General features: G+C 46.9%; 18 protein-coding genes and 3 tRNA genes. 6 read left to right on the forward strand and 15 right to left on the reverse strand.

Annotated features, from left to right (window positions below; translation table 11 throughout):
- Nucleotides 1-9: 9 nt before the first annotated feature.
- From ABD980_RS10695 to rnr, 7 genes are all read right to left on the reverse strand, one after another.
- Nucleotides 10-1,683 (reverse strand): carbon starvation CstA family protein, encoded by a 1,674-nt coding sequence (locus ABD980_RS10695; RefSeq protein WP_345371621.1) that lies wholly within the window; start codon nt 1,681-1,683, stop codon nt 10-12.
- A gap of 197 nt (nt 1,684-1,880) precedes the next feature.
- Nucleotides 1,881-1,956: transfer RNA gene (locus ABD980_RS10700), tRNA-Val, on the reverse strand.
- A gap of 67 nt (nt 1,957-2,023) precedes the next feature.
- Nucleotides 2,024-2,099 (reverse strand) — tRNA-Val (locus ABD980_RS10705).
- A gap of 107 nt (nt 2,100-2,206) precedes the next feature.
- Complete coding sequence (locus ABD980_RS10710; protein WP_260649732.1) at nt 2,207-2,482, reverse strand: HU family DNA-binding protein; 276 nt, start codon at nt 2,480-2,482, stop codon at nt 2,207-2,209.
- A 248-nt stretch (nt 2,483-2,730) separates the two neighbouring features.
- Complete coding sequence (locus ABD980_RS10715; RefSeq protein ID WP_300647023.1) at nt 2,731-3,972, reverse strand: cystathionine gamma-synthase family protein; 1,242 nt, start codon at nt 3,970-3,972, stop codon at nt 2,731-2,733.
- Nucleotides 3,973-4,101: 129 nt separating this feature from the next.
- Nucleotides 4,102-4,848: a 23S rRNA (guanosine(2251)-2'-O)-methyltransferase RlmB gene (gene rlmB, locus ABD980_RS10720; protein WP_260649730.1), complete on the reverse strand. Its 747-nt coding sequence runs from the start codon at nt 4,846-4,848 to the stop codon at nt 4,102-4,104.
- 21 nt (nt 4,849-4,869) lie between these two features.
- On the reverse strand, nt 4,870-7,305 hold the full coding sequence (rnr, locus tag ABD980_RS10725; RefSeq protein ID WP_345371624.1) for a ribonuclease R: 2,436 nt from the start codon (nt 7,303-7,305) through the stop codon (nt 4,870-4,872).
- A 63-nt stretch (nt 7,306-7,368) separates the two neighbouring features.
- Here rnr and ABD980_RS10730 point away from each other — a divergent pair.
- A tRNA-Leu gene (locus tag ABD980_RS10730) sits at nt 7,369-7,453 on the forward strand.
- On the opposite strand, the gene ABD980_RS10735 is transcribed toward ABD980_RS10730, so the two are convergent.
- Nucleotides 7,432-7,581, reverse strand: coding sequence for a hypothetical protein (locus ABD980_RS10735; protein ID WP_260649728.1), 150 nt, complete (start codon nt 7,579-7,581; stop codon nt 7,432-7,434). The two genes, ABD980_RS10730 and ABD980_RS10735, sit on opposite strands and share 22 nt — an antisense overlap.
- Nucleotides 7,582-8,287: 706 nt before the next feature.
- Nucleotides 8,288-8,632 (reverse strand): antA/AntB antirepressor family protein, encoded by a 345-nt coding sequence (locus ABD980_RS11200; protein ID WP_377536249.1) that lies wholly within the window; start codon nt 8,630-8,632, stop codon nt 8,288-8,290.
- A 137-nt stretch (nt 8,633-8,769) separates the two neighbouring features.
- Here ABD980_RS11200 and ABD980_RS10745 point away from each other — a divergent pair, with 137 nt between their 5' ends.
- The 3 genes from ABD980_RS10745 to ABD980_RS10755 all read left to right on the forward strand — a co-directional run bounded on the left by ABD980_RS10745 (nt 8,770) and on the right by ABD980_RS10755 (nt 9,809).
- Entirely contained in the window at nt 8,770-9,102 is a 333-nt protein-coding gene (locus tag ABD980_RS10745) for a hypothetical protein (protein ID WP_260649725.1), read from the forward strand.
- Between the two features lie 115 nt (nt 9,103-9,217).
- Complete coding sequence (locus ABD980_RS10750) at nt 9,218-9,514, forward strand: type II toxin-antitoxin system RelE/ParE family toxin (RefSeq protein WP_260649724.1); 297 nt, start codon at nt 9,218-9,220, stop codon at nt 9,512-9,514.
- 10 nt (nt 9,515-9,524) lie between these two features.
- Nucleotides 9,525-9,809 carry a HigA family addiction module antitoxin gene (locus ABD980_RS10755; protein ID WP_260649723.1) on the forward strand — a complete coding sequence of 95 codons (285 nt, stop codon included), beginning with the start codon at nt 9,525-9,527 and terminating at the stop codon, nt 9,807-9,809.
- Nucleotides 9,810-9,843: 34 nt separating this feature from the next.
- On the opposite strand, the gene ABD980_RS10760 is transcribed toward ABD980_RS10755, so the two are convergent.
- From ABD980_RS10760 to ABD980_RS10780, 6 genes are all read right to left on the reverse strand, one after another.
- The gene (locus ABD980_RS10760) at nt 9,844-10,641 is read right to left on the reverse strand and encodes a hypothetical protein (protein ID WP_345371631.1); all 798 of its coding nucleotides are present in this window, start codon (nt 10,639-10,641) and stop codon (nt 9,844-9,846) included.
- 91 nt (nt 10,642-10,732) lie between these two features.
- On the reverse strand, nt 10,733-10,909 hold the full coding sequence (locus ABD980_RS10765) for a hypothetical protein (RefSeq protein ID WP_345371633.1): 177 nt from the start codon (nt 10,907-10,909) through the stop codon (nt 10,733-10,735).
- Nucleotides 10,910-11,362: 453 nt separating this feature from the next.
- Entirely contained in the window at nt 11,363-11,545 is a 183-nt protein-coding gene (locus tag ABD980_RS10770; protein ID WP_345371635.1) for a hypothetical protein, read from the reverse strand.
- On the reverse strand, nt 11,514-11,957 hold the full coding sequence (locus ABD980_RS10775; RefSeq protein WP_345371637.1) for a phage tail tube protein: 444 nt from the start codon (nt 11,955-11,957) through the stop codon (nt 11,514-11,516). The genes ABD980_RS10770 and ABD980_RS10775 overlap by 32 nt, the downstream gene beginning before the upstream one ends.
- Before the next feature lie 22 nt (nt 11,958-11,979).
- Nucleotides 11,980-12,438: an SLATT domain-containing protein gene (locus ABD980_RS11205; RefSeq protein WP_377536262.1), complete on the reverse strand. Its 459-nt coding sequence runs from the start codon at nt 12,436-12,438 to the stop codon at nt 11,980-11,982.
- 108 nt (nt 12,439-12,546) lie between these two features.
- Nucleotides 12,547-12,870, reverse strand: coding sequence for a hypothetical protein (locus tag ABD980_RS10780; protein ID WP_345371639.1), 324 nt, complete (start codon nt 12,868-12,870; stop codon nt 12,547-12,549).
- Nucleotides 12,871-14,042: 1,172 nt separating this feature from the next.
- Here ABD980_RS10780 and ABD980_RS10785 point away from each other — a divergent pair.
- The gene (locus ABD980_RS10785) at nt 14,043-15,590 is read left to right on the forward strand and encodes a Re/Si-specific NAD(P)(+) transhydrogenase subunit alpha (protein ID WP_345371641.1); all 1,548 of its coding nucleotides are present in this window, start codon (nt 14,043-14,045) and stop codon (nt 15,588-15,590) included.
- Nucleotides 15,591-15,609: 19 nt separating this feature from the next.
- Nucleotides 15,610-16,986, forward strand: a complete 1,377-nt coding sequence (pntB, locus tag ABD980_RS10790; RefSeq protein WP_345371643.1) for a Re/Si-specific NAD(P)(+) transhydrogenase subunit beta — start codon at nt 15,610-15,612, stop codon at nt 16,984-16,986.
- Nucleotides 16,987-17,005: the final 19 nt, after the last annotated feature.

Here is a 17,005-nt window from a genome sequence, read left to right on the forward strand (position 1 = left end):
GATGCTTCCTTAATTCGAAGCGATGAGTTTACGCTTTTCTGAGCGCAGTGCACTCACGCACTCTAATGTCACCAAAATAGCCGCTACCAATACGATCAGATCTAGCCCAAATAAGAACCAGTCTTCTTTAAGATAAAAACCGTGAAGCTGTATAAGCAGCGCCGCCAAAGTCATCAGCAATAAAAAAGCCAAAGGCACAATAACGTAGGTTGCGGTCACACGCTTACGTACTAGCATGACAGCAATAACTAATAAGGTTAAGCCGGCTAACAGCTGGTTGGTTGTACCAAATAATGGCCAAATCAGTAAACCACCAGAACCATCAGCGCCCCCAGCACCAAAAGCCAGTATCAAGCAGCTCCCAACCGCCAAGAAAGTGGCCGGTAACGGTTTCCCTAACCATTTAATATTGTAGATTTCACCCCACTCTTGGAAAATATAACGCTGTAGGCGTAGACCTGTATCCATAGTGGTGCCAGCAAACAACGCCGCCATCACAGTAAGCATCGTAGCTGCAATCTCTGCGTTAAACCCTAAACCTGCACTCAAAATGGTTGCTCCACCATTAACAAATGCACCCACCCCGCCTTTACCGAAAGCATCATAAACGGCTTGCCAGTCTGCCAATGTAGCAAAACCTGCCGTGGCCGCTACAATCGCCGCCAAAGCAAGAGCGCCCTCGCCCACGGCACCAAAGTAGCCAACCAAACGAGCATCGGATTCTTTGTTGAGCTGTTTAGATGTGGTGCCCGAGGCCACTAAACCGTGAAAACCAGAAATCGCGCCACACGCAATCGTTACAAATAACAACGGAATCATAGATGGTGTGCCGGCAGGAACCTCGGCATTAATTGCCGGAGCGACAACAGTTGGGTTTGCAATAAACACCGCAACATATAACAACCCAAGCCCAACAAATAACTGCAAGCCATTAATGTAATCCCGTGGTTGCAGGAGCATCCACACCGGCAGCAAAGAGGCAACCGCCGCATAGAAAAACAATAATAAAATCCAGGTGGCGTTAGCGGATAATCCCATCACCTGATCAGGCAGGCTCAAAGGAACGGCAGGACCGATGTAGATTAGAGCATATAAAACAGCCACCCCTACAAAAGACACCAAGCCTAGGCTAGCTTTGGCGCGGTAGATAAGCTGTCCAATAACCAAAGCAACGGCGATGGCCCCCCACACGGGGATAACGGAGCCGGGATTATTAATAAGTAACCCAGCAATCACGACACCAAACACCGCGTTGACCATGAGCAAAACCAGAAAGATCACGATCATAAACACAGAGCGTGCCCGTTTACCCACCACATCACCAGTGAGCGCCCCAACGGATTTGGCATTATTACGGATACTGGCCCAAATAGCACCAAAGTCGTGCATACCAGCAAAAAACACAGTCCCGAGGGTTACCCATAAAAATGCCGGTAACCATCCCCAAATAACAGCGATAGCGGGCCCTACAATAGGTGCCGCCCCTGCTACTGAAGTAAAATGATGCCCCCACAACACGTATTTATTGGTCGGCACAAAATCAATACCGTCTTCAAATTCGTGGGCAGGTGTTGGACGAGAGTCGTCAAGTTGGAAGATTTTTTCGGCGATAAAACGCGAATAGAAGATATAGCCTAGAGCCATACCACCCAGCCCTAGTACAACCAATAGGATGGCACTCATGTGTGTCCCCCTTTGTACGTTGTTGAAAGGTGCAGCAGGATGTATTAACGTTAGCTACTTGCTAATTAACGCTACCTTATCTTTATAACAAAGAGGCTGTTGGGTTGAACCTGTGATTATCCCTAAGATCACACATAAAACCACTAGGCAAAAAAAAAGAACTCAGCGTGATGCTGTCGTTCTTTTTTAGACGAAGATGGTGGGTGTTGACGGGATCGAACCGCCGACCTACGCCTTGTAAGGGCGCCGCTCTACCAGCTGAGCTAAACACCCATCTTTAGTCTGAGGTTGTCACAAAATAAAAAAGGACTTGTATTAAGCCCTGATATACAACAAGTGCTGGTGGGTGTTGACGGGATCGAACCGCCGACCTACGCCTTGTAAGGGCGCCGCTCTACCAGCTGAGCTAAACACCCATTTGGTCTTGCTGCATGTCGTTTGCTGCGACAACAAAAATAATTATAGGGCGTATAAAAAATAAATGCAAGCGTTTTTTGCATTTATTTCTACGCCCTAACTTACATTAACCGTTTACGGCGTCACGCAAGGCTTTTCCAGGACGGAACTTGGGCACAATAGCCTCTTTGATTTCAATGGTTTCACCTGTACGAGGGTTACGACCTGTACGCGCCGCACGCTCAGAAACAGCAAACGTACCAAAACCAACCAGAGTCACGGATTCTTTTTCTTTGAGTGTGGTGGTAACCGCATCAATAAAAGCGTCTAGCGCACGACCTGCCTCGGCTTTAGATAAGTCAGCTTTGTTGGAAATGAAGTCGATTAGTTCGGTTTTATTCATTTAAGAATTACCCCTGAATAATGAATAACAGCACAAAAAACTGTGCTGTGATGAAAAGAAATGGAAACGGCGATCAGGTAGCGGTTTCACCCCCAAACGCAACCATGCGGTATTAAGCCTAGATTTGTGAACGCTGTCAAGACAAAACATGCTGAAAGCCGCATCAATACAGTGTTTTTAACACTTAACGCGCAGAATGTGAACACCCTTGGGCACAAAAGCGGCTCAACTACAATAAATCTATGCTTTTACACCGAAAAAGCGCTAAGGGCTTGACTGAAATCATGAATCAAATCCTCGGTATCCTCTATCCCTACAGAAACACGCAACAACCCATCCGCAATCCCCATCAGCGCCCGCTGCTTAGGACCCATTTCGTAATAGATGGTATGAGCCACGGGTAAGACCAAACTTCGGTTGTCGCCCAAATGGGTCGATAAAGCCAAAACACGCAGCCGGTTTAAAAAAGCAAAAACATCAATATGAGGCTGCAGCTCCACACTTAGCAAAGCCCCATAACGACCAGAAAAATAATCTGTTGCGCGCTTATGCTGCGCATGGCTTGCCAAACCAGGGTAATGAACCTGCACAACCTGTGGATGCGCGGCTAAAAACCGTGCTAGGCTCAGCGCATTATGACAGGCTTTGGCCATGCGCAAGGATAAGGTTTCAGCGCCTATCATTAGCCGGTGTGCCGTATCGGACGACATCGCTGCCCCCATGTCGCGCAAGCCTTTTTTCTTAATTTGTGTTAAGCCCCAATTAGCTCGGTTGCCTTGACGATACGCTTCAAAAATATTCGGGTAATGCTGCCAATCAAATAACCCCGTGTCCGTCACGGTGCCGCCAAGAGCATGCCCATGCCCGCCAATTGCTTTAGATAGAGAATTAATCGCCAACCCGGCTTTAAATTTTTTGGCAGGCGCTAACCAAGGTGTGCTTAATGTATTGTCAATCACAAACAATAAACCTTTTTGTTCACACCATCCCCCTATTTCAGCCAAATCCGCCAACTGAGTGCCAGGATTAGCAATGGTTTCACTAAAAACCATACGTGTGTTTGGTTGATAAGCGGCTTTTACCTGCTCCACATCGGTGGCATCCACCAAGGTCACCTCGACCCCAAACTGCTGTAAGGTGCCTAAAACACTATTGGTATTTCCAAAAATATATTTACTGCAAATAAGATGATCGCCTTGGCGCAACAAAGTAAAAAAAACAGCCGTAATGGCGGCCATGCCTGACGCAAAGCTCACGCTCCCCACCCCTTGCTCCATTTGGGTGATTTTACGTTCTAAAGCCGCCGTGGTTGGTGTACCTTGGCGCGCATAGCTAAAACCGGGTTTACCTTGAAAAACAGCCGCTAGCTCATGGGCGTCTTCAAAAGCGTACTCAGACGATGGATGCAAAGGCTGATGCACCGCACCATATTCTGTGCCCGCACGCCGATCCGCATGTAATAAAGTCGTGGTAAAACCATTTTCACTCATGATGCTATCCAAAAAAGGCCGCGATCAGGCGGCCTAGTTAATGCTAAATTTGATAAACCGATGGATTTATTATGCGGCGAGAAACCGCGATTCTAAAATTCAGGCTTAGACAAATTGGTTATAAGTTTTTTACTTTGCTTGTCGTTGACGTAAACTTTCATAGAGACAAACAGCGCTGGCTACGCTGACATTTAAACTTTCTACTGAACCCAACATGGGGATACGCACCAACTCATCACAAGTCTCACGGGTTAAACGACGCATACCCTCGCCCTCGGCTCCCATTACCCACGCCATGCCTCGGCAAGCATCGACATCGTGCATGCTGGCCGCGGCCTCGTCATCGGTACCTACAAGCCAAATATCTCGCTGTCGCAACTGACGCATCGTGCGCGCTAAATTCGTCACCGTGATATAGGGTAACGTTTCAGCCGCCCCGCAAGCCACGCGTCGTACTGTTGGGTTTAGCCCCACCGCACGATCTTTGGGGGCGATCACCGCATGGGCACCAGCCGCATCAGCAGTACGTAAACATGCCCCTAAATTATGGGGGTCCGTCACACTATCTAAAATCAATAGCAATGGTTTGATGCCTTGATCTTCTAGCTCATCTAACAATTGGTCTACATCCAACGTCAAATTCAGCTCTGTCGCTAACGCTACCACCCCTTGATGACGTACGCCTTTGGCCATGGCATCTAGACGCTGCTTATCCACAAAGATCAAACGCAAACCTGCGCGCTCTGCTTGCGCAATAAAATTTTGCATGCGCTTATCACGACGTGCCTGCTCAACATACAGTTCCTTAATGGTTTCTTGCGCATGGCGAATACGGGCTTGCACTGCATGAAAACCCGCCAGCATTTGTAATGACATACTACTTTTTTCCTTGAGAGATTAACGTCGTGTTCGTTTTAGTTTTGCTTTACGTGCTGCCGCCCGCTCTGCTGCCGCGGCTTTACGCGCTGCGGCACGGCGCTCGCTCGCGGTTCCCTTTAAGTCTTTAGGCTTAGCTGGCGCCGCTTTTTTCTGCGGTCTGGGCCGACGCTCTGTTGCACCAGTAGTCAGTGTTTTATAAGCACTGCCCTCAATGAGACGAAAATCGATTTTCCGTGTTTCAAGGTTAACTCGAGCTACCTGAACCTGAACCGAATCCGTCAGCTTATAACGAATCCCCGTACGCTCACCACGCAAATCGTGTGTGGCTTCATTAAAGACAAAATAATCCGAGCCCAGCTCAGAGACATGCACCATGCCTTCAACGTAAAGCTTATCTAGTGTGATAAAAATACCAAAAGCGGCAACGCCGGTAATTTTACCGCTAAATACCTCGCCAATGTGATCTTGCATGAAGTAACACTTGAGCCAAGCCTGCACATCATAAGAAGCCTCATCAGCACGGCGCTCACGAGCAGAAAGCATCACCCCTAAACGCTCCCATACTGATTGCTCGCGCTGCCTTGCGCTCAACTGCTCATCCCCTGGCTCCGCCCCAATATCGGGCACATAGCGTTTTTTCGCTAAGATAGATTTAATGACACGATGGGTAAGCAAATCAGGGTAACGTCGAATTGGCGAAGTAAAATGTGTATAAAGCGGATAGGACAAACCAAAGTGCCCACCATTTTCTGGGCTATAAATTGCTTGCTGCATAGAGCGCAAACACATGGTTTGAATGATCTCGAAATCCGTACGCCCACGTGCCTGATCAATCAACCGCGCATAATCGGCGGTTGTTGGCTCATCGCCCCCATCAAGATGTAGGCCTAGCGTACGCAAATAGTCCCGAAACAATTGCAGCTTTTCTGTTGTAGGGCTTTCGTGCACCCGATAAAGGCCGCTGCGTTTGTGCCGCGTCATAAAGTCTGCCGCACAGGTGTTCGCCGCTAACATAAACTCTTCGATAAGCTTATGCGCATCATTTCGTACCAACGGCTCAATGCGCTCAATGCGCCCGAGCTCGTTACTGATGATTTTGGTTTCTACCGTATCAAAATCAATCGCTCCTCGGTCTTTGCGCTGAGCCAACAGCATCTGAAAAAGCTCGTAACTACTTTGCACCATGGGTAATAACGTGCCAAGCGATTGAGCAATAGGACCTGTCGGCTGTTGGATAGCTTCCCAAATTTGCGTATACGTAGTGCGTGCATGCGAATGAATGACCGCAGGATAAAACTGATAGGCGGTAATCCGGCCAGCGCGTGCGCCCTCGCCTGGAATCACCATATCGCACACCAGAACCAAACGATCCTCTCCTGGGTTCAAGGAGCAGATTCCATTGGATAACGACTCTGGCAACATAGGGATCACCCGTCGTGGAAAATACACGCTCGTGCCCCGTTCAATGGCATCTTGATCAATCGCATCATTAGGGCGCACATAATGGCTAACATCTGCAATAGCGACCAATAAACGCCAGCCCTTACGATAAGTCTTCCCCCGTCCTACATTGATTTGCTCACAATACACCGCATCATCAAAATCTCGTGCATCTTCGCCATCAATGGTAATAAATGCCAAGTCACGTAAATCAATGCGGTTTTTGTAGTCTGCGGGGCGTAGTTGCTGCGGGATTTTCGCTGCTTGTGCCAGGGTCTGCTCGGAAAAATCCACCGGAACATCAAATTTGCGTACCGCAATTTCAATTTCCATACCAGGGTCATCAATTTCCCCTAGCACCTCGATAATTTTACCTTGGGGTTGCAAGTGACGCGCCGGCTGCCGTGTGATTTCCACCGTCACAACTTGTCCTGGTTTAGCCCCGTTAATATCAGCAGGGGCGATAAAAATATCGTGTTTAATGCGTTGGTCTTCTGGGGCAACCGTATAGATACCCTGTTCTTTATGCAAACGCCCTACCAAGCGATTTGTTGCACGCTCTAAGACCTCTACAATAATGGCCTCGGGCTTGCCACGATACACCCCATTTGCGCGCACCAGCACCCGGTCGCCATGAAGCACCCGCATCATTTCACGGGGAGATAAAAATAAATCCGGCGTTTGCCCGTCATCACGGATTAAAAAACCAAAGCCATCACGATGGCCTTGGACCCGCCCAGAGATAAAAGCTGATTTCTGATTCAAACGAATACGCTCTTGTGCGTCAATGTCAATTTGCTCATCTCGCTGCATGGCGGCTAAGCGGCGCTCAGCACCCACCGATATCGGATAAGCAATGCGCAATTGCTGCGCGAGTTGTTCTAAGGTAAGCGGCTGCGTTTGCTCACGCAAGCACGCTAAAATGTCCTCACGGCTGGGGACATAAGGATCAAAGTCGGGGGGTAATTCATACCGGTCCGCACCTTCGTCCATATTCTGTTTAGATGTCGTCATTTTTTTGGTCAAAGGGGACTTCCATTTTTAAAAGACTAAGTTTATAATTTTTTAGTTGCATTTGCCCAGATGGCGGAATTGGTAGACGCGCATGGTTCAGGTCCATGTACCGCAAGGTGTGGAGGTTCAAGTCCTCTTCTGGGCACCACCTTTCTTTCTCTTGTTTTCCTCATAAAGAAAAAATCCTAAAGAAACAAGGGTTTCGGGTTTTTCTGTTTCGCTTTTTTGCGCAATAATAAAAGTAATCCAAAGCAAAAAGCCCCATAGATGCCCCATGCTTTGCCCCATAACGTCTTTTTTTAGATCTGAGGCCCCACAGCCCCATACTATATCGACATGGCTAGCATTCAAAAACACCCTAAAGGATACAGAGCGCAAATAAAGCTCACAGTTCAAAAAGGGCAACCTCCTGTTCGCGATAGTCGTATCTTCTCAACCAAAAGAGAAGCCCAGATTTGGGCATCATTACGAGAGCAGGAAATTAGAGATTCCTTTTCAAAAGAACCTAAATCACAGTATACATTACTTGATGCACTGAGAAAGTACGCAGAAGAAATTTCCCCCAACAAAAAAGGTCATCGTTGGGAAAGCGTACGACTGCAAGCGTTTGAAAATTACAACTTGCCACTAGAGAAGGCTCTAGGTGAAATCACGCCTAGCGACATAGCCATCTTTCGAGACTCTCGATTAAAAAAAATAACCTCAAGCTCAGTTCGCCGGGAAATCTCTCTTCTCTCTTCTGTTTTTGAAGCAGCCAGGGTTGATTGGGGCTGGACTGACTCAAACCCTTGCAAAGAAATCAGACGCCCCGCTGAACACAGGCATAGGGAGCGAGTGCTTGAATGGTGGGAGATAAAGCGCATGCTTCGAGCCATGGGTCATGACCCTCAAGGGAAAAGACCACATTCAAGCATAGAGGTTATTGCTATTTGTATGCTATTTGCTCTACGCACAGGCATGAGAGCCGGCGAGCTTACATCGCTCACATGGGATAAAAGCTATACTGCTCTATGCGATCAGCCAACCAAGTATGGAAATCTCTACCAACCTCCAAAAATGCATGCAATTCACGCGCATCTACCGTTTGGATTAGCTCGCCACCAATTTCACGTGGGCTTAAATTTAATAACGCGCCCATTTGATTACCCCTCGCTCTTGAGCCAACAAACCCGCCATCTTGTTTAATCAAACTAGACATTTTGCGCCTCCCGATTTGCTGTCTTTGGGGCTGGGGCGCCGTGTCAGCAAGCCACACTCCTTTAGGTAAAAGACGTTCAAAACACTGTTTGTTTTGCGTACTCTCGACGCGTATAGTAAAATTAGTCATTATCTGACTCCATATTAAGACTGTGGGTTTTGGATATCGACGTCTCAGAGCCCTCACCTTCTGGGGCGTTTTCTTTTTTGCGCTCGCCGTTGATCTCTTTCTCGATAATCATCACTATCTGAGCGCTAAACTTTCAAATGCAGGCCGAAAAGTCTACGCGGCAAGACTCTGAAAACGCCAGAGTCCGCGAAAAAGAGTTAGAGGAGGTCGCTGCTAGGGCCGCAGAAAAAGCACTCAAGAAAAGCCAAAGACACGAACTCCACCTGCAGAACCAAATGCTCGAAAAGATGTTTCGAGAGATGATAGCTATCAACCCTGACTACAGGCCTCTAGCCAACCATCCTTTGTTTGAGGATTTTTACAAACGCATTGACACCCAAGTAGAGCAGCCCAAATCTAAGACCACATCAATTCCTGGCGTAAATGCACCTAGAAAAGGCTTAGGCTCCTCTCCAAAAAACAAAAAATAACCACCCACAAAAAAGTCCCTCGATTGAGGGGCTGAAACTATAGCCAACGATTAAAGCCCGCGCAATGGCGGGCATACTTCTTGCCTAACGTATAGCGATACTATACACTATACGTATGATTAAGAGCTTCCGACATAAAGGGCTTCAAGCTTTCTTCGAAAAGGGATCTAAGTCAGGCATACAGGCTCAGCATGCAGCGAAACTACAAATCCAACTTACTGCATTACACGCCGCAACCCAGCCAGAGGATATGAATGCTCCTGGCTGGAAGCTGCATAAACTCAAGGGGAGCAACCCAAAGGGTCAGTCAGTCGAAGAGCATTGGGCTATATCAGTTAGCGGCAATTGGCGGCTAACCTTTTACTTTGAGGGCGAGGACGCCATTTTGGTGGACTACCAAGACTATCACTAGGAGAAATACCATGCGTATGAATAATCCAGCACACCCAGGTCTCGTGCTACGCGAGTACCTAGGCGATCTAAGCGTTACTGAGGCAGCATCACGACTAAACGTGACTCGTGCGGCACTATCTAGAATCCTCAATGGCTCAGCGGGTATCTCTGCTGATATGGCTCTGCGCTTAAAAGACGCTCTAGGCACAAGCGCTGAAATGTGGATTCGGATGCAAGGCCAGTACGACTTATGGCAGGCTGAGCAAAAAGAACGGCCAGCTGTAAGATCATTTCATGAGCCTGCCCACGCTTAGACTACAAAAAAGCCCCTTCACGGGGCTTGTTGCATCAATCTAATTCTGAGCGATCCATAATTTCCTTTAGTGCTGTTACCTTATATAGCACTGGCCTATTCCCATCTACCGTTTGTACATCAACATCAACTATAAATACTTTTTGAAATGGGTGGGGCTGATCAATAAGCATTCTAATCCTAATGTCCTCATCATCAAAAATCACCTTTACTGGCTTATGATAAATGCTATCAATCGTTGCTCGCTCCACTGCTTTGCTTTTTTCACTATTAGCTGCAACAGTCCAATACAACGCCACATTTTCATGTAAACCAGATACTGTCTGATCCTCTAGCCTTAGTTCTCTTTTAGCATTATTTTGAATTGCGTTAGCTTCTGTGCTATTTAAATGAATAACATTAACAGTTCCATGGTTAGTAAATTCGGCAATATTTAATTGTGCTGCAGCATCATTAGCCACTGGAGCTACCAGTTTATTAAGATTGCGCAAAGTGGTTTTATCCATTGCCGGCTTTTCACCCTTTTTATACGCTAACCAATGCAATGTTGTTTTCAAGTGTGAGGCAAAGGAATGTATGGTATTAAATTGATCAAAGAGGGGTACAGCAATAGGCAATATTACGCCCAAGGTGGCAATAATACTTCCCGGTCGGATCTCTTTAATATAAAGCTTGGTGTCGGTAACAGAACCACTTAAACCCTCTTTGTTTAAATAATGGGCGTACTCATTCCCAGCACCAATCATACTATTAGCAAAATCTAATAGCTCTACCGGCTCTCCGTTCTTTAGCTCAATAACTAATTGCATATCATCGCCAATAACCTTGGTCACACTTTCCTCCTCTTTTCTCAAGAAAGATACATTATGTGACACTTAACCCATTCAAGGAACTGTAATTATATACAGTTTTAGACGCTTATGGTTATTCATGTCGCCCCAACACCACCCCATCCAACCCAAACACCGCTACATCAAGCAGTCTACGCGGCAATGGTGAACCATACGCCCGCACAGCTGCTTCTATTTCCTCTGGCCCTAATGCCATCGGCACGCTACCCATACCGTTCGATACATAGCGTCTAGACCGAGATGCCATCATAAAGATAAATATAATGTGCTCCGTAACAGGATCTGTCTCGGGCTCTTCAGGCGGCGTGATGTTTAGCTTTTGGCAAATCAGTGCACGCTTTTCGGCTTGACCGCCCCATTCCCTTTCCCACTGGAAACGCTTGAGGACTTTCCCACGATATCCTCCTGCTCTTTAGCTAAGTCTGCGGCCACCTCGGCTGCTCTCAAGATAACCCACGAGATAAGGCTAGGCTCTGAAAACAAAAGCGCCTGCGCATTATCTGGCGTGTATGGGACTTGATTACCCTCGCTATCAAAGATCTCTCCCTTCCAATCTTTGATGAGATAGCGGCCAGCAAGCTCAGACTGAATACCGATCTCTGATCGATCACTAGAGTCGACCCCAAGCTTATGCAGATCAAGACGGCTTTCTTTGCGATCGATAAGCCGCTACAAGCGGCAAGCTCAATCAACCGGCCTAATTTTAAGGCTCAGGAGTAATGGCAGCCTTACGTGTAATGATCGGTGCTTCTTTTGCTACGGTGTAATTCAGTGTGACCTCAAGCAAGTCCGTTTTACTGCCATTAGGCAGCTCCCCATCAACTTCGACCGCAGGTAGGCTAAAGACGTACTCATTACCTAAAACTGTCTCGGATCGGGAACTCAAGCGCAATCGGTTTGCGCGTCATCTGATTTTTCCAGATTTCCCACGAGCGCTTAGACCACGCCATCGTCACTGTGCCAGTAATATCCGCGGTGGTTTCAATTAAAGCGCCTGGGCCTAACTTGCCGCTCCCTAAGCACCGCTGCGTTTGCAGGTTGTTGTCGATATTTAGCGTTAAACCTGAAATGCATGCCTGCCCCTCTAGGCTTTCACCATCGACCAAGATCGTGCCCACGCTAATCGATGAAACAAAAGGCGTATCGCTAACAGGCTTGGTTGACGTAACAAAAGGGGTCGAGGCATCCTCGTAGTCCATGCAAGACATGCCGAGCGAAATCGTGACTTTGCCTTCACTAGGGATATCAATCGCCATTGTGCGGACGTGAGCACCTTTAAAAAGCGCATAGACGTTCACGTCTCGATAACCTTTAGCAATACTAAAAGTGGTGCGCTGCTCTCCAATCGTTAGTTTTTCTCCAACCCATTCTTAGGTAATCGGCTTGAGAATGGTTTTCAGATATAGCTAATCTCCTGTTGTATCTATGTATAAAATCTTCCATCTTTTTCGTACATACTTCACCATTATTTTGATATTGTTTAATAAATAAAGAGAGTTTGCCGAGCTTCAGAGCGCAATCATGAAAACGCTCAGCTCTAACTGAAAAATTAGACATCCCTAACAATAGTGAGTAGGTCAATACTAAGACACTAAAAAATATAGCAGCAAAATTAATGTAAAAACTCCCAAACCTAGTGCTTTCCAAATTAAGAGCAGTAACCAGCCCTATTACTATCTGCCCTACAGCCAGTAAAGCTAAAGTCCACTGCGAGGCCCAACTATGTAAAGCAAGCCTTCCCGCTGCTGAGTGCTTTCGAGTACTAAAGCCGAATGGCACTCCGGTTTTCAAATGGAATGAGACACATTGGGTGATTTTTATGAACCCCGGCTAGCTACAATGGCAGATAGGGCACGGGCGGATATATAACTGTATGTTTTCTTCTGCTTACCCCTGATCTAAACGCCACCTCATGCTCTTCGGTAGAATGTCAAACTCTTCCTCTAGCTGGTATATCACAGGTCTTCCTCCAAGACCAAAAACATCTGATTTATGCATCTGAATACCAAAAGGTTTATATTTCCCCTTCTTCAGATGAAAAACATCAAGTGGCGCCTCGGTAAAACATACGCAAATGTATTGACCTTTTATAAACCCATTTCCCCCCTTTACTGCATCAGTAACAATTATTTGAAGCAAAATTTCAGCGGCCTCTTCATAGCAGTCCCCTTTAGTCCAATGAACCAAATAATCTGAAATATCATCTCTCACTAAACACACCTCCTTACTAGTTGTAACTTATAAGGATGATACCCCACGTCTAAAGGTGTCGAAATAGCCAACACAAACCAAAATCTAAACAACCCAAAAAACGGAATCCAGCCAACTATCAAGGATTCCTTGACAACTCAAACGGCAGCGAAACCAACCTGGCGTAGCCGAAGCTGTAGCTTGTGGTAAGTGCGGTTAGACGATCGATAATCGGCCAGAGTGCGGCTTATGGGGAGCCGACCTTGGGTGCGATAAGCAAGATCATTTTCCCTGAGACAAGAAAAGGTCAATCAATCTATCTCTACCTGTAGAGACAAAGGAGACTCAGGCGCTTCTACAGTCGTACTTAGATGGCCTTGATGGCTGGAACTACCCCTAACGAGGAAATACTTTAAAAGGCTTTTCCTGAGAGGTTTTATATAGATGACATATCAAAAAACGATCTAATAGAACGCTACCAGGCTATGCAAGTAGAAGCCCTCTGGGCTCACTGAGGACAGCAATGAATAAACTGAAGCGCTACACAATGGGTCGTGTTACCCTACTGAAAGGGCACCACTACAAGGCGCTGATATTGTCGAATGCCCAAATGGCAAATTTTTACGCTATGAGGATATGGAAAGCTTCACGAGAAAAACATGATGAATAGAAGTGAGAAAATTGGTTCTCGTCCTTAGTCTCGTCTTCAACATATCGAACCGAGCAATTTTTATCCTGAATATGAGCTAGACCCGAGTGGTACATTTTCTCATGACGGGAAAACACAACAAACGTACGGACGGATTATCGAACGTACGATTAAATCTTATCTGCCCCTTTCCTAAGAAGAAAACCTACTACCTCAAACCTTTGCATAATCATCCTGCTCCCAAATTTTCTTCAAGATGTCACCTTTTTGCAAGTCACAGCATCCATGCAAGCTTCTTTGTTCCAGACAAAGGATTTAACCATAATCCGGTTAAAAGCTCTCTTTCTTCCTGTTCACTTTTACGCTCTTTGTACAATATGTTGTGCATTCTCTGCATTTTTGCGACAAGAGCTGTGGTTTTTGGTAAAAAACTAACCCTTAGTAGAAAAACATGCTTTTATTGGTTTTGTCCCTATAAATAGACTATTCTAGTTACAACTAAATCACACTAATCGGTATATTTATTTTTATTTAGAGGCACATCATGAGGATAGGAATCCCCAAGGAGACACTACCCGGTGAGACACGTGTTGCAGCGACGCCTAAAACGGTTGAGCAACTCGTTAAGCTCGGCTATGAAGTTTTAGTAGAGCATGAAGCGGGTAAAACAGCACATCTAGAAGACCACGCCTACGCCGAAGCTGGCGCCAGGTTAGTGGATCGGAATGACGCATGGGCATGCCCCATCATATTCAAAGTCAATCCACCCAGTGATGCTGCGGTAGATTTGCTGCAACCTAATACCATTTTAATTAGCTTTTTTTGGCCCGCATTAAATGAGAAGCTTCTCCAAAAGCTTCAAGATAAGCGCATTACTGTACTTGCGATGGATATGGTGCCACGCATGTCCCGCGCCCAAGCGATGGACGCCTTATCTTCTATGGCAAATATTAGCGGGTATCGGGCTGTGGTAGAAGCTGCTAGCGAGTTTGGACGCTTTTTTACTGGCCAAATCACTGCCGCCGGACGCGTGCCCCCTGCTGAAGTTTTAGTCATCGGAGCAGGTGTTGCTGGCTTATCAGCGATTGGCGCGGCTATGCAATTGGGTGCGATCGTTAAGGCTTTTGATACACGCCTAGAAGTCGCTGAGCAAATTGAATCCATGGGGGGCGAGTTTCTTAAGCTGGACTTCCCTATCCAAGACAGCGGTAGCGGAGACGGCTATGCCAGTACCATGAGCGATGAGTTTATCGCTGCCGAAATGAAGCTTTTTGCCGAGCAAGCTAAGCAAGTCGATATTATTATTACGACAGCGGCTATCCCTGGCAAAGCCGCACCGGTTTTAATCACCAAAGAAATGGTCGACAGCATGAAACCTGGTTCGGTCATTGTTGACTTAGCGGCGCCCACGGGTGGGAACTGTGAGTACACCGTGGCAGACAAAATGATTGTCACTGACAATGGCGTAAAGGTGATCGGTTATACCGACCTAGTGAACCGCCTACCGGGTCAATCGTCTCAACTCTACTCCACCAACTTGGCTAACCTTGCCAAGCTCATGACCCCTAATAAAGATGGGGAAATGAAACTGGATTTTGAAGACCCTATCGTGCGTAACATGACGCTAACCCATGATGGTGAGCTCATGTACCCCCCGCCACCCATTCAGGTGTCAGCCGCTCCCGCAGCACCTAAAGCCAAACCTGCTGCAGCCATCAAAAAAGAACCACCTAAACCCACGCCTCTTTGGAAAAAGCTGGTGCCGCTTGGGGTGGCAGCCCTCTTTTTCTTATGGTTAGGTGCTAATGCGCCAGCCGCTTTCTTAAACCACATGATTGTTTTTGTGCTCTCATGTGTAGTGGGTTATTACGTGGTGTGGAACGTTACTCACTCTCTGCATACGCCGCTTATGTCCGTTACTAATGCCATTTCAGGCATCATTGTAGTCGGTGCGCTCTTACAAATTGGTCAGGGTAATTGGTTTATATCCATTCTGGCTTTTATCGCGATCCTCATTGCCAGCATCAATATTTTTGGCGGTTTTTACGTCACACGCCGCATGCTGAAAATGTTCCGCAAAGACAACAACTAAGCGCAGGAGTTAAACAACTATGTCTCAAGGTTTAGTCACTGCAGCTTATATTGTTGCAGCCGTCCTTTTTATACTGAGCTTGGCGGGTCTATCGCGCCAAGAGTCCGCTAAAAACGGGAATTACTTTGGTATCGCCGGTATGGCAATTGCTTTAATTGCCACCATCTTCAGTGATAGCGCTTCCGGCTTTGCTTGGATTATCATTGCCATGGCCATCGGTGCCGTCATTGGTATCTATAAAGCGCAACGCGTAGAAATGACGCAAATGCCCGAATTGATCGCGCTGCTGCATAGCTTTGTGGGTATGGCAGCCGTTTTAGTTGGGTATAACAGCTATTTGGATGCCCATAATGTGCCAGCCGATATGCATACCATTCACTTGGTCGAGGTCTTTATCGGTGTCTTTATTGGTGCCGTCACGTTTACGGGATCCATTGTGGCCTTTGGTAAACTCAATGGCAAAATTCCCAGCAAACCCCTTGCTTTGCCAAACAAGCACTTGTTGAACCTTGCTGCAATTGTGGTATCCGTACTGCTTTTAGTTTGGTTCATGAAAGTAGATGGCTCAATCTTCCCATTACTGCTCATGACCCTTATTGCTTTTGCTTTTGGCTGGCATTTGGTCGCAGCGATTGGGGGAGCCGACATGCCAGTCGTGGTTTCTATGCTGAACTCCTACTCTGGCTGGGCTGCGGCTGCCGCGGGCTTTATGCTAGAAAATGATTTGCTTATCGTTACCGGTGCTTTGGTAGGATCTTCGGGCGCGATTTTATCCTACATCATGTGTAAAGCAATGAACCGCTCCTTTATTTCTGTAATCGCAGGCGGTTTTGGTAGTGATGGCAGCGCTAGCCAAGCAGAAGAAACCGAAGGGGAGCACCGTGAAATCCAACCAGCAGAGGTCGCCGACCTACTCAAAAATGCTTCATCCGTGATTATCACCCCCGGTTACGGCATGGCCGTTGCTCATGCACAAAACGCCGTGGCTGAAATCACCAGCATTTTGCGTCGTGATGGTATCAATGTCCGCTTTGGTATCCACCCCGTTGCGGGACGTTTACCTGGGCATATGAACGTACTCTTAGCCGAGGCCAAAGTCCCCTACGATATTGTGTTAGAGATGGACGAAATCAACGAGGACTTTGCGGATACCGATGTGGTATTAGTGATAGGGGCAAATGATACCGTTAACCCCGCTGCTGCCACAGACCCTCATAGTCCGATTGCAGGCATGCCCGTTTTACATGTCTGGGAAGCCAAAAACGTAGTGGTATTTAAACGCTCGATGAGCTCAGGCTATGCGGGTGTTCAAAACCCCTTGTTCTTTAATGACAATACTTTTATGTGCTTTGGCGATGCGAAAGAAACCGTAGAACAAATCCAAAAGGCCCTATAAGTCCTGCTATGTTCAGCCT

The organism is Paenalcaligenes hermetiae (assembly GCF_039543645.1).
GTDB lineage: Bacteria > Pseudomonadota > Gammaproteobacteria > Burkholderiales > Burkholderiaceae_B > Paenalcaligenes > Paenalcaligenes hermetiae.